Consider the following 14,550-nt stretch of genomic DNA (forward strand, 5'->3'; position numbering starts at 1 on the left):
ATTCCTCTCAGGCATGAAAGCCTGGGATTGTGGCCATGTTCGATCACATGTCGCTCGGCGTGCGGGACTTGTCCCGTGCCATTGCCTTTTACGACGCCGTGCTGGCCCCGCTCGGCATCGTCCGGGTGATGGAGTTTGACGAACCCACCGGCACCGCCTCGGCCGGTTACGACCATCCCGGTGCGAGCGGTGCCACGGACAATGCCGCCTTCTGGCTGGAAGAACGCAGGGGCGCGGACATTGCTTGCCCGCCCGGCTTCCATGTGTGCTTTCGCGCCAAGGACCGGGCGGCGGTTCATGCCTTCCACGCCGCGGGCCTTGCCGCCGGGGGCCAAGACAATGGGGCACCAGGCCCGCGACCGGCCTATGGACCGGCCTATTATGCCGCCTTCCTGCTGGACCTGGACGGCTGGCGGATCGAGGCTGTGACCTATAGCCCATATTAAACGGAAACGGCCCCGCCGGACGCCGGCGGGGCCGCTCAATCACAGGCGAGGCCGCGATAGCGGAGCCTCGCCCCCACGCACTCACATGTGGATGGCGCGCTTCTCCACCGCCATGGCGGCTTCCTTCACCGCTTCCGAGCGGGTTGGGTGCGCATGGCAGGTGCGGGCGAGATCCTCGGACGAGCCGCCGAACTCCATCAGCACCGCGCATTCGTGGATCATCTCGCCGGCCTCGGGGCCGATGATGTGGGCGCCCAGCACCTTGTCGGTGGCGGCATCCGCGAGGATCTTCACGAAACCGTCCGTGGTGTTGTTCACCTTCGTGCGGCCATTGGCGGTGAAGGGGAACTTGCCCACATTGTAGGCGATGCCGGCGTCCTTCAGCTCTTCCTCGGTTTTGCCGACGGAGGCCACCTCAGGGAAGGTGTAAACGACGCCAGGAATGACGTCGTAATTCACGTGCCCCGCCTTGCCCGACAGCAGCTCGGCCACCGCGACCCCCTCGTCCTCCGCCTTGTGGGCGAGCATGGGGCCGGCGATCACGTCGCCGATGGCATAGATGCCATCCACGGTGGACTTGAAATGGCCGTCCACCACCACGCGGCCGCGCTTGTCGGTCTCGACCCCGATTTCGGCGAGGCCGAGGCCGGCGGTGTAGGCCACGCGGCCGATGGCCACCAGCACCACGTCCGCATCCAGCGTCTCGGCAGCGCCGCCGGCGGAGGGCTCAACCGACACCTTCAGCGTCTCGCCGGAGGTGTCGATGCCGGTCACCTTGGTGCCCAGCTTGAACTCGAAGCCCTGCTTGCCAAGGATGCGCTGGAAGGACTTGGCCACCTCGCCATCCATGCCGGGCAGGATGCGGTCGAGGAACTCAACCACCGTCACCTTGGCGCCGAGCCGGCGCCACACGCTGCCAAGCTCAAGGCCGATGACGCCCGCGCCCACCACCACGAGCTTGCCGGGCACCTTGTCCAGCGACAGGGCGCCGGTGGAAGACACCACCCGCTTCTCGTCGATGGTGATGCCGGGCAGCTGCGCCACGTCGGATCCGGTGGCAATCAGGATGTTCTTGGTCTCCAGCACCTGAACGGCGCCGTCGGCATTCAGCGTCACTTCCACCTTGCCGGGCGCCAAAATCTTGCCGGTGCCGAAGAAGGCGTCGACCTTGTTCTTCTTCAGGAGGAACTCGACCCCCTTCACATTCCCGTCCACGCCCTTGTCCTTGAAGGCGAGCATGGTGGGCAGGTCGAGCTTGGGCTCGGAGACGCCGATGCCCAGGGAGGCAAAGACGTGGCCGGCTTCCTCGAACTTCTCGGAGGCGAACAGCAGCGCCTTGGAGGGGATGCAGCCCACATTCAGGCAGGTGCCGCCATGGGTGCCGCGCTTTTCCACCACGGCCACCTTGAGACCGAGCTGGGCGGCGCGAATGGCCGCCACATAGCCGCCGGGGCCGGTGCCGATGACGATGAGATCGTAGGACATGCGTTCGTCTCCAGGCCTCGAATGAAGGAGCGACCCATGTTCCTCTGCGCATCTGGTCCCGTGCGCAGCGGCCCTAAAGCCGCAGGATCGCCCCCGGTCGAGGACAAATTGGTCAATGTCCGGCAGGAACGGGCCGGGAGGGTCTTGGCCCAGCGGCCGATCCTGCAAGGCACATCGCCCGGAACCGGCATCTCACCGCTGGAAGGGGAAAGGCCGCCCGGTGGGCGGCCCTTCCGTACTGAACTCACAGATCGAGCACGAGGCGCGCCGGATCCTCCAGGGTCTCCTTCACGCGCACCAGGAAGGTGACGGCCTCGCGGCCGTCGACGATGCGGTGGTCGTAGGAAAGCGCCAGATACATCATGGGACGGATCACCACCTGTCCCTTGATGGCCACCGGCCGCTCCTCGATGCGGTGCATGCCGAGAATGCCCGACTGCGGCGCATTGAGGATGGGGGTGGACATCAGCGAGCCGTAGATGCCGCCGTTGGTGATGGTGAAGGTGCCGCCCTGCATGTCCTCGATGCCGAGCTTGCCGTCGCGGGCCTTGCGGCCATAGCCGGCAATGGTCTTCTCGATATCGGCCACGGAGAGCTGGTCGGCGTCACGCACCACCGGCACCACGAGGCCCTTCTCGGTGCCGACCGCAATGCCGATATTGTAATAGTTCTTGTAGATGATGTCGGTGCCGTCGATCTCGGCATTCACCGCCGGCAGGTCCTTCAGCGCGGCAATGACCGCCTTGGTGAAGAAGCCCATGAAGCCCAGCTTGGTGCCGTGCTTCTTCTCGAAGGCGTCCTTGAACTGGGCGCGCAGGCTCATGACCGCGGTCATGTCCACGTCGTTGAACGTGGTGAGCATGGCGGCGGTGTTCTGGGCGTCCTTCAGGCGGCGCGCAATGGTCTGGCGCAGCTTGGTCATCTTGACCCGCTCCTCGCGGGCTGCGTCCGCGGGCGCGGAGGCGACGCGGGGCACGGAGACCGGCGCGGGCGCCGGAGCCGCAGCGCCGGAGGCGATGGCCGCCAGCATGTCGCCCTTGGTCACGCGGCCATCCTTGCCCGAGCCGGCAACGCCGGCCGGAGACACGCCGCTTTCGGCGGCCAGGCGAGAGACGGCCGGGCCGTTCTCGGCGCCGGGGGCTGCCTTGGCAGGCGCGGCGGGCGCGGGCGCAGCGGCAGGCGCAGGCGCAGGCGCAGCCTTCGGCGCCTCGGCCTTGGGGGCGGCAGGAGCGGCAGCCGCGCCACCTTCGGCGATAGCGCCGAGCAGAGCGCCGACGCCCACCGTCTCGCCGTCCTTGGCGATGATCTCGGAGAGCACGCCGGCGGCGGGAGCGGGCACTTCCACCGTGACCTTGTCGGTCTCCAGCTCCACCAGGGGCTCGTCGGCCTTCACGGCGTCGCCAGGCTTCTTGAACCACTTGCCGATGGTGGCCTCGGTAACGGACTCGCCCAGGGTGGGCACGCGGATTTCGGTCGCCATCTGTCTCGTCCCCGCAGGGACCTCCCTCGATTTCCCGTCACACGCCGGATCAGGTCCGGCGCAAGATCAGCGACGGCATGGACATCACCTCGTAGGAGAAGCCCACACCCGCCGCCACCACCGGATCGGCGTGCCCCAGGGCCCGCGCGCCGGCCTCGTCATCCACTTCAACCACCGCCAGCCCGAAGGGACCCGCGGGGTCCATGACCGGCCCCACCACAATGGCAGTGCCGGCCTGAGCCTTCTCATGCCAATAGGCGCCATGGGCTTGCATGAGCGCCATTTCTTCAGCGGTGGCGTCAAACGGAAAGGTCACGCGCGGGGCGCGCAACCGCATCGCGAAATAGGCCACCGCCGCCCCCTTCTCAGCCCAGCGCCTCCTCGAGGAAGGCCTTCAGCTGCGCCAGATGCTTGGACATCAGGCCCGTGGCCGTGGCGGCGGACGCCGCGCGGCCGGCATAACGGGGCCGCTTGGCCGCGCCGCCCACATTCTCCAGCACCCATTCCAGATAGGGCTGAATGAAGAACCAGGAGCCCTGGTTCTTGGGCTCTTCCTGGCACCACACCACCTCGGCACCCTTGAAGCGCGAGAGCAGCTGCACCATCGTCTTCAGCGGGAACGGATAGAGCTGCTCGACGCGCAACAGGTAGATGTCGTTGATGCCGCGCTTCTCGCGCTCCTCATAGAGGTCGTAATAGACCTTGCCGGTGCACAGCACGACGCGACGGATCTTGTCGTCCGGCACCAGGGTGATGGCCTCACCGGCGCGGGTCTGGGCGTCGTCCAGGAGCACGCGGTGGAACGAGGTGCCCGCTGCCATTTCGTCGAGCCGCGAGACGGCCCGCTTGTGGCGCAGCAGGGACTTGGGCGTCATCAGGATGAGCGGCTTGCGGAACTCGCGCTTCATCTGCCGGCGCAGGATGTGGAAATAATTGGCCGGCGTGGTGCAGTTGGCCACCTGCATGTTGTCCTCGGCGCACATCTGCAGATAGCGCTCGAGGCGGGCGGAGGAATGCTCCGGCCCTTGGCCCTCATAGCCATGCGGCAGCAGGCAGACGAGGCCGGACATGCGCAGCCACTTGCGCTCGGCCGAGGAGATGAACTGGTCGAACACCACCTGCGCGCCATTGGCGAAGTCGCCGAACTGGGCTTCCCAGAGCACCAAGGTGTTGGGCTCGGACAGGGTGTAGCCATATTCGAAGCCGAGCACCGCCTCTTCGGAGAGCATCGAATTGATGACCTCGTACTTGGCCTGCCCGTCGCCCAGATGGTTGAAGGGCTTGTAGCGGGCTTCCGTCACCTGGTCGGTGAGCACGGAATGGCGCTGGGAGAAGGTGCCGCGCTCGCAATCCTGCCCGGACAGGCGCACGGGGCGACCTTCCTCCAGGAGGGTGCAGAAGGCCAGGGCTTCGCCGGTCGCCCAGTCGATGCCCGCGCCCTCCTCAATCGCCTTGCGGCGATTGTCCAGGAAGCGCTGGATGGTGCGGTGGACGTTGAAGCCTTCCGGCACCTTGGTGATCGTCTCTCCAATGGCCTTCAGCTTTTCGATGTCGACGCCGGTGTCGCCGCGGCGCGGATCATCATCCTCATGGGCGGGGCGGAAGCCGGCCCAGCGGCCGTCCAGCCAGTCGGCCTTGTTGGGCTTGTAGGCCTGGCCGGCCTCATACTCGCCTTCCAGATGGTCGCGCCAGGCGGCGCGCATCTTGTCGAGCTCACCCGCATCGATGACGCCTTCGCTCTCAAGCTTCTTGGAATAAAGCTCGAGCACAGAGGGATGCTCGCGGATCACCTTGTACATGTGCGGCTGGGTGAACGCCGGCTCGTCGCCCTCATTGTGGCCGAAGCGGCGGTAGCAGAACATGTCGATGACGACGGGCTTGTGGAAGCGCTGGCGGAACTCGATCGCCACCTTCGCGCAGAAGGTCACGGCTTCCGGGTCGTCGCCGTTCACGTGGAAGATCGGCGCCTCGATCATCTTCGCCACATCGGAGGGATAGGGCGAGGAGCGCGAATAGCGCGGATTGGTGGTGAAGCCGATCTGGTTGTTGATGATGAAGTGCAGCGAGCCGCCGGTGCGGTGGCCCTTCAGGCCGGACAGGCCCAGGCACTCGGCCACCACGCCCTGGCCGGCGAAGGCCGCATCGCCATGGATGAGCAGCGGCAGCACCTGGACGCGCTCGGTGTCCTTCAACTGGTCCTGCTTGGCCCGGGCCTTGCCGAGCACCACCGGGTCCACGATTTCCAGATGAGAGGGGTTGGCGGTCAGCGACAGATGCACCTTGTTGCCGTCGAACTCACGGTCCGACGAGGCACCCAGGTGATACTTCACGTCGCCGGAGCCTTCCACGTCGTCGGGGGCCCAGGAGCCGCCCTTGAACTCGTGGAAGAGGGCGCGATGGGGCTTGCCCATCACTTGGGTGAGCGAGTTCAGGCGGCCGCGATGGGCCATGCCGAACACGATTTCCTTCACGCCCAGATTGCCGCCGCGCTTGATGATCTGCTCGAGCGCCGGGATCAGGCTCTCGCCGCCGTCAAGGCCGAAGCGCTTGGTGCCGGTATACTTGACGTCGAGGAACTTCTCGAAGCCCTCGGCCTCCACCAGCTTGTTCAGGATGGCGCGCTTGCCCTCGCGGGTGAAGGACACTTCCTTGTCCACGCCCTCGATGCGCTCCTGGATCCAGGCCTTCTCCTCGGGCGAGGAGATGTGCATGAACTCGACGCCGATGGAGCGGCAATAGGTGCGGCGCAGGATGGCCAGCATCTCGCGCACGGTGGCGAATTCCAGCCCCAGCACGTGGTCGATGAAGATCTTGCGGTCGAGGTCGGCCTCATAGAAGCCGTAGGACGCCGGATCGAGCTCGGGGGCCTCGCGCGGCGGGGTCAGATGCAGGGGGTCAAGATCGGCATGCAGATGGCCGCGCATGCGATAGGCGCGGATCATCATCAGCGCCTTGACGCTGTCGCGGGTGGCCTGCTGGACCTCGGAGGCGGAGAATTCGACGCCCGCCTTCTGGGCCTTCTCCTTGACCTTGTCGGAGACCTTCTTCTCCACTTCGATCCAGTTGCCGTCCATGGCGGAGACCAGCTCGCCATTGGCATGGATGGGCCAGCCGGACTTCTTCCAGGAGGCGCCTTCCGCATTCTTGCGGACCTCGTTCGGGTCGTCCTTCAGCGCGGAGAAGAAGCTCTGCCACTGGGCGTCGACCGACGACGGATCGGCCTCGTACCGGGCATAGAGATCCTCGATCCACGCCGCATTGGCGCCATAGAGGAAGGAGGTGGCAAGAAACTGATCATTCTGATCGGCGCGCGACATGGGCTTCCATCCCAGGAGGATCGGGAACGGCCTCGTCTATGGCGCACAATTGCGGCCCGACGAAGCCCCACGATCGTCCACTGGCACAAATTGCATTCGGGGGAGCTTCCCCCATCCGCCGGACCTTCCGGGCTGAACCCGGGCAGCGGGCCGGCACGCTGTACATAAACCTGACGCAAGGAGGGCGAAAGCACCCAGCGGCGCACTTTCCCGCTTTTTGCTGCATTCCCGCCCTGCCGAACAGGCAGACCGAACGCCAGCGGGCCGGAGCAATGCTCCGGCCCGCCAGTTTCATCAGCCCTTCAGCACCTCGACGAGGGTCTTGCCGAGACGCGCCGGCGAGGGAGAGACGCGGATGCCCGCTTCTTCCATGGCCGCGATCTTGTCCTCGGCGCCGCCCTTGCCGCCGGAGATGATGGCGCCCGCATGGCCCATGCGGCGGCCGGGAGGGGCCGTGCGGCCGGCAATGAAGCCCACCATCGGCTTCTTGCGGCCCCGCTTGGCCTCGTCCTTCAGGAACTGGGCGGCATCTTCTTCCGCCGAGCCGCCGATCTCGCCGATCATCACGATGGAGGTGGTGGCGTCATCCGCCAGGAACATCTCCAGCACGTCGATGAACTCGGTGCCCTTCACCGGGTCGCCGCCAATGCCCACCGCCGAGGTCTGGCCCAGCCCCTCCTGCGAGGTCTGGAACACCGCCTCATAGGTCAGCGTGCCCGACCGCGAGACGATGCCCACCGAGCCGGTCTTGAAGATGTTGGCCGGCATGATGCCGATCTTGGACTGGCCGGCCGTCACCACGCCCGGGCAATTGGGCCCGATGAGGCGGGACTTGGAGCCCGAAAGCGCCCGCTTCACCTTCACCATGTCCAGCACCGGGATGCCCTCGGTGATGCACACGATCAGCGGGATTTCCGCGTCGATGGCCTCCAGGATGGCGTCCGCCGCGCCGGGCGGGGGCACATAGATGACGCTGGCGTCAGCGCCGGTGGCCTCGCGGGCCTCGGCCACCGTGTCGAACACCGGCAGGCCCAGATGGGTCGTGCCGCCCTTGCCGGGGGAGGTGCCGCCCACGACCTTGGTGCCATAGGCAATGGCCTGCTCGGAATGGAAGGTCCCGTTCTTGCCGGTGAAGCCCTGGGTGATGACCTTGGTATTGGCGTCGATCAGAACAGACATCACGCAGCTTCCTTCTTCACGGCCGCGACGATCTTCTGCGCCGCATCGTCCAGGTCATCGGCGGGGATCACGTTCAGGCCGCTCTCGCGGATGATCTGCTTGCCCTGCTCCACATTGGTGCCTTCCAGGCGCACCACCAGGGGCACCTTCAGCCCCACCGCCTTCACCGCCGCCAGCACGCCGCGCGCGATCACGTCGCACTTCATGATGCCGCCGAAGATGTTGACCAGGATGCCCTTCACGGACGGGTCGGAGGTGATGATCTTGAACGCCGCCGTCACCTTCTCTTCGCTGGCGCCGCCGCCCACGTCCAGGAAGTTGGCCGGGCTCTCGCCATAGAGCTTGATGATGTCCAGCGTCGCCATGGCCAGGCCCGCGCCGTTCACCATGCAGCCGATGGTGCCGTCGAGGGCGATGTAGGCGAGGTCATACTTGGACGCCTCGATCTCCTTGGCGTCCTCTTCCGTCTCGTCGCGCAGCTCGACCAGGTCGGGATGACGGAACAGGGAGTTGGAATCGAACGACACCTTGGCGTCGAGCACCTTCAGCTGATTGTCCTTGGTGACGATCAGCGGGTTGATCTCCAGCATGGCCATGTCGGTGCCGGTGAAGGCCGTATAGAGCACTTCGGTCAGCTTGCCGGCCTGCTTGGCGAGGTCGCCGGTGAGGCCGAGGGCCTTGGCCACCTTGCGGCCATGGAAGGCCTGCACGCCGCTCGCCGGGTCCACGGAGAAGGTGACGATCTTCTCAGGCGTGTGGTGCGCTACCTCCTCGATATCCATGCCGCCTTCGGTGGAAACCACGAAGGCCACACGGGAGGTCTCGCGATCCACCAGCAGCGAGAGGTAGAATTCCTTGGCGATGTCGGAACCGTCCTCGATGTAGAGGCGATTCACCTGCTTGCCGGCGGGGCCGGTCTGGATGGTGACCAGGGTGTTGCCGAGCATCTGGCCGGCGAAGGCCTTGACCTCTTCCACCGACTTGGCGAGGCGCACGCCGCCCTTCTCGCCGGCTTCCGGCTCCTTGAACTTGCCCTTGCCGCGGCCACCGGCATGGATCTGGGACTTCACCACCCAGAGCGGACCGCCGAGCTCGGCCGCCGCCTTTTCGGCCTCTTCGGGCGAGAAGACCGCGATGCCGCGGGAGACGGGCGCTCCGTATGTCTTCAAAAGAGCCTTGGCCTGATATTCATGAATGTTCATGGGGCTTCGTCCCTGAGGGTTGCGCAGTGCCCCCCTCCCGAAGCCGGGAGCGGAACATGTCGCTGGTGTAATCCGGCGAGGGTTTCCCCGCCGGGACTAAGGTGGCGCCCCCCAGGGCACCACCGTCGATCGCGTCACGCGGCGAGGTCGGGAGCGATGCTGACGCAGGCATCCACCAAACCTTTCACCGCCGCCACCGATTTCTCGAACTGGGCGCGTTCCGAACGGTCGAGGTCCACCTCCACCACCCGTTCCACGCCCCGGGCGCCGATCACCACCGGCACGCCCACATAAAGGTCGCGCAGTCCGTATTCCCCCGCCAGGCACGCGGCGGCGGGCAGAACACGCTTTTTGTCCTTGAGATAGCTCTCCGCCATGGCGATGGCGGAGGCCGCTGGCGCATAAAAGGCCGAGCCGGTCTTCAGGAGGTTGACCACCTCCGCGCCACCATCTCGCGTGCGCTGCACAATGGCGTCGATGCGTTCCTGTGTGGTCCAGCCCATGCGGATGAGGTCCGGCACGGGAATACCAGCCACGCTGGAATAGCGGATCAGCGGCAGCATGGTGTCGCCGTGGCCGCCCATGACGAAGGCGGTCACATCCTCCACCGAAACGTTGAATTCGTCGGCCAGGAAATAGCGCAGCCGCGCGCTGTCCAGCACGCCGGCCATGCCCACCACCTTCTCGCGCGGCAAGCCGCTGGCCCGCTGAAGGGCCCAGACCATGGCGTCCAGCGGATTGGTGATGCAGATGACGAAGGCGTCGGGGGCATATTTTGCAAGGCCCGCGCCCACCTGCTCCATCACCTTCAGGTTGACGGACAGGAGGTCGTCACGGCTCATGCCAGGGCGCCGCGGCACGCCGGCGGTGACGATCACCACGTCGGCATCGGCAATGGCGGCATAGGAATTGGTGCCCGACAAGCGGATATCGATGCCGGCCACCGGGGTCAGTTCCGCCAGGTCCAGCGCCTTGCCCTGGGGAACGCCCTCCACCACGTCAAACAGGACGACATCGCCCAGTTCCTTCAGGCCAGCGAGCAACGCGAGCGTGCCGCCGATCTGACCGGCCCCGATCAATGCAATCTTGTTGCGCGCCATAGACGAGTGTCCCTGTCTCGGGGCATGGAGGTGCGGCCTTGTCCGAGCGGGGTCTGACTACTCCCATCCGGCAAGGCGTTCAAGACGTTCGCACTGCACAATCGCCTCCCAACGACCGCGCGGCGCCATCCTAAGCTGTGCCGCGCGAACTCCAAGTTGGCAATTGGACGGAGAGCACGGCGGAAATCAGGTTTCCACCAGGCCCGTGGTGTTTCCAGTGGCGCGCGAATCCCCGTGGCCATGGGGCCGGGAGAGGTAATCGGCGGAGCGCATCTCGTGAAGGCGCGAGACGGTGCGGGCCCATTCAAAGGCTTCCGCCCCTTCCGTGCCAAGATAAAGAGACTCAGGCTCGGCAGCCGCCGATGCGATCAGCTTCACGCCGCCGTCATAAAGGGTGTCGATGAGCGAGATGAATCGCTTGGCTTCATTGCGCCGATCCCCATCCAGCACCGGAATGCCCTCCAGCACCACAGTGTGATAAGTGCGGGCGATGCGCAGATAGTCGGTGGCGCCCAAGGGCTGCTCGCACAGGCCCTGGAAGGTGAAGCGCGCCGCCCCGTTGGCGGCGGACGGAACGGGAATGGACCGCCCCTTCATCATGATCTGGCTGGGATGGCCGCCCCCCGGCCCCGCAAGGCGCGAAAAGGCCTCATCAAGAGCGGCATGGGCGGCCGCGTCCAGCGGGGTATGCCAGACCTGGAGGCCCTCCAGCTTCAGCATGCGGTAGTCGGTGTCCGCGTCGAGGGCCAGCACTTCCATGCGCTCCTCGATCATGCCGATGAAAGGCAGGAAGAGCGCACGGTTGAGGCCGCCGGCATAAAGGTCCTCGGGCTTCACGTTGGAGGTGGCCACCACCACCACCCCGTCCGCGAACAGCTTCTCAAACAGCCGGCCAAGGATCATGGCATCGGCGATGTCGGTGACGTGAAACTCATCGAAGCAAAGCAGCTTGGCTTCGGCGGCCAACGCATCGGCCACCGGCTGGAGCGGATCGGTGGTCTTGCGCAGGCCGGCCTTCTGGGCCTCCCGCTCGGCGAAGATGCGCTCGTGCACATCCGCCATGAATTCATGAAAATGGGCGCGGCGCTTGGACTTGACCTGGACCGCCTCGAAGAAGAGGTCCATCAGCATGGTCTTGCCGCGCCCCACCCGTCCGTAAATGTAAAGCCCGCGGGGCGGGCCGGACGTGCGGCGGTGGAACAGCCAGCCGAGGGCCGAGGATTTGCGGGCCAGCGCATAATCGCGCAGTTCCAATTCCAGGCGGGCGAAGGCATCCACCACATTGGACTGGGCGGGGTCGGGGGTGATCTGCCCCTCGGAGACCATGGCGCCGTAACGTTCCAGCACCCGGGCCGACGTCTCCGAAACCATGCCCTTACTCCCCTTCGCCGGTGGCGCGGCCCGTCAAAGGCAGGCCGGCGGTGTCGCCTCTGAAGCGAGGCAGCCCTTTAGACCATGCGCTGCAAAAGTCGACCCCCTTTCCGAGACAAGCGCCTCCCCTGAAACCAAACCGCCCGGCGCGCGTTACCTCACCAGACCCGCCGCGGCGCACCCCAGCCCCCGGCGGAGCGATGACGATCCACCAGCGAAGCACAGTCGCAGGGGTGCCGCGTGCGCGGCCCTCATCGGACGATCTGTGTCCGCAAGACAGGGAGAGAGTTCATGAACAAGACCATCGCCGGCGGCGCCGGCCTTATCAGCCTCGCCCTCGCCGCCGCCCTCGCCATCCCCGCGCCCGCATCCGCCGACGAGAGCACGACCCGGGTGAATGACAGCATGATCAGGGTGCAGCAGATGGACTATCTGATGCGCCACGGCGGCTATGTGATCTATCAGGACTCTTATTCGGATTCCGTGGGCGGCCGGAACGCCACCATGGTGGTGCCGGCGAACCGGGTCCACGCGCCCGGCTATGTCCAGCCCGGCACGGTCTATGTGACCCCCGCTCCCACCTATCCCGCCCCCTACTGATCGCGACAAACTGAGCTGTGAATCCCGGCCGGAGCCATTCTCCGGCCGGGATCTGGACATTTTTCCCGTGCCATGTCCCCTGTGTAAGAAGGGCCGAAGCAGCGGGGGAATGGCGTGGGCGTGGACTTGACGGGACCGGAAGGCGACCGTTCCCTCGTCGGGCGGTCCAAGGCGTGGCTGGCCAGCCATGATCCCGGCGCGGTCGACCAGACGCGCGCCCTTCATCTCGGCATCGCCTTCGTCCTCGTCATCGCGGCGGGGGTGGCCACCTCGCGCGGCCTGGGCCTTGGGCTGGACATCGTCTTTCCTATGGCCAGCGCCATCACGGCCATGGTTCTCATCACCTTCACGCCCGCCGCCAGCCGGCGGATGGAAGCCGTCAGCTTCGCAAAGCTTTTCGGGCTGACTTTCGGCCTGTTCGTGGCGGTCATGCTGATCGGGCCGGGCAATGGCGCGGCCAATGCCACATTCCTGAAACTCTCCGTGGTCCCCCTGACGGGCCTGTCGCTCTACATGCGCCGGCACGGCATGGAGGGGATGCGGCAGGGCAACGCCATTGTCGTGGTGGTCACGGTCGCCGCCGTCGTCAGCCCCACCCATGCGGAGACCGCCTCGCTGCTGCTGGCCGCCTGCCAGGGCGGTGCCATTGCGGCTTTGGTACGCCTTGGGCTTCATCGTCCCAGCGCCTTGAAGGTGTATACCGAAACGGTGGAGGCAGCGGGCCAGGCTATTGGCCGCCATCTCCATGAGGTGGCCAGCGCCGTGCGCGAGGGGCGGCAGGTGCCGCAGGCGACGGACGAACTGCTGGACCAGATCCGTGTCCGCGTCCGCTCCGCCCTCGTCAACGCCTCCTCGGAGGCCCCTGACGCGCGTAACTATCTGGAGGCGGTGCGCTCGCTTGCCTATCGGCTGAGGGTGGCCACGCAATTGCTCAGCGCCTGCATTCCCGCCCCCCAGGGCACGGCCGAGGAAGCCCGCTCGGATGCCTGGCGGGCGCCCCTGTCGGCCGCCGCCGACCAATTGGCCCGGCACCTGGAGAACGGCCTGGCCCAGCCCTTCCCGGAGCATGCCCGCATGGGCGGCATCCTGGCACGGCTGCGGCAGGCGGCCATGGCGCCGAACCTGAAGCCCGCCGACCATCTGGCCTTGCTGCGAGCTGTGACCGCCTTCGAGCGCCTGGCCCTGGTGGTCACCGAGCTGACGCGCCTCCTCAACGAAGGTCCGGCGCAGTGGAATGCAGCGGCGCCGCCTGCTCTCCCGGTCCCGCCCACGCCCGTGGCGCAGGGCCTTTCGCCGTTCGCCAAAGTGGCCATCCAGGGCGTGATCGCCACCACCCTGACCACCGCGCTCGACTTCATCCTCCACTTGGACCACGCCTATTGGGCCACCCTTACGGTCATGTTCGTGCTGGGCAATTCCGTGGGGGAGACCTATGTGCGCGTGCGCTACCGCACCGTGGGCACGGCCATGGGCGTGGCCATCGGCCTCGGCTGCGTGGTGGTGTTCAGCGACAATGTGTGGATCCTGGCCCTCCTGTGCCTCGTATGCCAGATGATTTCGCTGGTCACCGTACGGGACCGCTACGACATTTCCTCGGCCATGGTGGGCTTCTCGGTGGTGGTCGCCCTCCATATCGTCAGCGGCCTCGATGTCCACGGCATGGTGGCGCGCATTTACGAGACGGGCATCGGGGCCGGCATTGCCCTCCTCGTCTCCTGGGTGGTGCTGCCCGTCTATGTGGCGGACCAGATCCGCGACCAGGTCATTTCCATGATCAAGCGCTGCCGGACGGCGTTTGCCGCCTCCTGGCCGCGCTATCAGGCCGAAGGCGAAGGCGTGACGCCCCGGGCGGCGACCGCCGCCATGTCGCTGGAGTTGCGCGTGCTGGCCGATCGCCTGCCGCATATCGGGGCGGAGACGAGCCTTGGCCATCGCTCCGCGGGCGATGTCATCACGCTGGTGTCGACGCTGGAAATCCTGACCACCTACCAGGCGCTTCTGGAAGATGCCGCCGAGCGCCTGTCAGGCCTTGCGCCCCCCGAGCGGCTGCTTAACGTGCTGGAGGCGGCCCGCGCGCGGACCTTGCGCGCTTTCGATGCGGCGCTCGGTGAAGCGCCCGCGGGCTCTGATTCCCTCACCGCGCCCGACCTGGATGCCGCCGTGACCCTGGCCATGGACTATGCGGAGGACCCCAAGACCCGCCGCCTCCTGCCGCTGATGGCCGATTATCTCAGCTTCTCCGACGCAGTGCTGCGGCCGCTGAAGGACCTGGGCGGGCTTCTGTCGGCGAGCCGGCCCATCGAACACCGTCACGATGCGGCCCCGCTCCAGCCGCGCGACACCGCCTCCGGTGCGCCACGCACCGCCTGA

11 protein-coding genes are annotated in these 14,550 nt (G+C 66.4%); 3 read left to right on the forward strand and 8 right to left on the reverse strand.

The window, feature by feature from the left end:
* Nucleotides 1-35 precede the first annotated feature (35 nt).
* Nucleotides 36-446 (forward strand): VOC family protein, encoded by a 411-nt coding sequence (locus tag ACT54L_RS08370; RefSeq protein WP_476085081.1) that lies wholly within the window; start codon nt 36-38, stop codon nt 444-446.
* Between the two features lie 81 nt (nt 447-527).
* On the opposite strand, the gene lpdA is transcribed toward ACT54L_RS08370, so the two are convergent.
* The 8 genes from lpdA to zapE all read right to left on the reverse strand — a co-directional run bounded on the left by lpdA (nt 528) and on the right by zapE (nt 11,580).
* A complete protein-coding gene (lpdA, locus tag ACT54L_RS08375) occupies nt 528-1,931 on the reverse strand; it encodes a dihydrolipoyl dehydrogenase (RefSeq protein WP_476085082.1) in 1,404 nt (467 codons plus the stop codon).
* A gap of 244 nt (nt 1,932-2,175) precedes the next feature.
* Nucleotides 2,176-3,411: a 2-oxoglutarate dehydrogenase complex dihydrolipoyllysine-residue succinyltransferase gene (gene odhB / locus ACT54L_RS08380; RefSeq protein WP_476085083.1), complete on the reverse strand. Its 1,236-nt coding sequence runs from the start codon at nt 3,409-3,411 to the stop codon at nt 2,176-2,178.
* 49 nt (nt 3,412-3,460) lie between these two features.
* Entirely contained in the window at nt 3,461-3,763 is a 303-nt protein-coding gene (locus ACT54L_RS08385; RefSeq protein WP_476085084.1) for a YciI family protein, read from the reverse strand.
* Nucleotides 3,764-3,776: 13 nt separating this feature from the next.
* Nucleotides 3,777-6,728, reverse strand: a complete 2,952-nt coding sequence (locus ACT54L_RS08390) for a 2-oxoglutarate dehydrogenase E1 component (RefSeq protein WP_476085085.1) — start codon at nt 6,726-6,728, stop codon at nt 3,777-3,779.
* A gap of 294 nt (nt 6,729-7,022) precedes the next feature.
* The gene (gene sucD / locus ACT54L_RS08395; protein ID WP_476085086.1) at nt 7,023-7,907 is read right to left on the reverse strand and encodes a succinate--CoA ligase subunit alpha; all 885 of its coding nucleotides are present in this window, start codon (nt 7,905-7,907) and stop codon (nt 7,023-7,025) included.
* Nucleotides 7,907-9,109 carry an ADP-forming succinate--CoA ligase subunit beta gene (gene sucC / locus ACT54L_RS08400; protein WP_476085087.1) on the reverse strand — a complete coding sequence of 401 codons (1,203 nt, stop codon included), beginning with the start codon at nt 9,107-9,109 and terminating at the stop codon, nt 7,907-7,909. Before sucC ends, sucD begins: the two co-directional genes overlap by 1 nt.
* 134 nt (nt 9,110-9,243) lie before the next feature.
* Nucleotides 9,244-10,209 (reverse strand): malate dehydrogenase, encoded by a 966-nt coding sequence (gene mdh, locus ACT54L_RS08405; RefSeq protein WP_476085088.1) that lies wholly within the window; start codon nt 10,207-10,209, stop codon nt 9,244-9,246.
* Between the two features lie 186 nt (nt 10,210-10,395).
* On the reverse strand, nt 10,396-11,580 hold the full coding sequence (gene zapE / locus ACT54L_RS08410; protein ID WP_476085089.1) for a cell division protein ZapE: 1,185 nt from the start codon (nt 11,578-11,580) through the stop codon (nt 10,396-10,398).
* 291 nt (nt 11,581-11,871) lie between these two features.
* On the opposite strand from zapE, the gene ACT54L_RS08415 reads away from it, so the two are divergent.
* On the forward strand, nt 11,872-12,180 hold the full coding sequence (locus ACT54L_RS08415; protein WP_476085090.1) for a hypothetical protein: 309 nt from the start codon (nt 11,872-11,874) through the stop codon (nt 12,178-12,180).
* A 114-nt stretch (nt 12,181-12,294) separates the two neighbouring features.
* On the forward strand, nt 12,295-14,550 hold the full coding sequence (locus ACT54L_RS08420; protein ID WP_476085091.1) for an FUSC family protein: 2,256 nt from the start codon (nt 12,295-12,297) through the stop codon (nt 14,548-14,550).

This window comes from Aquabacter sp. DMC10, from assembly GCF_056314145.1.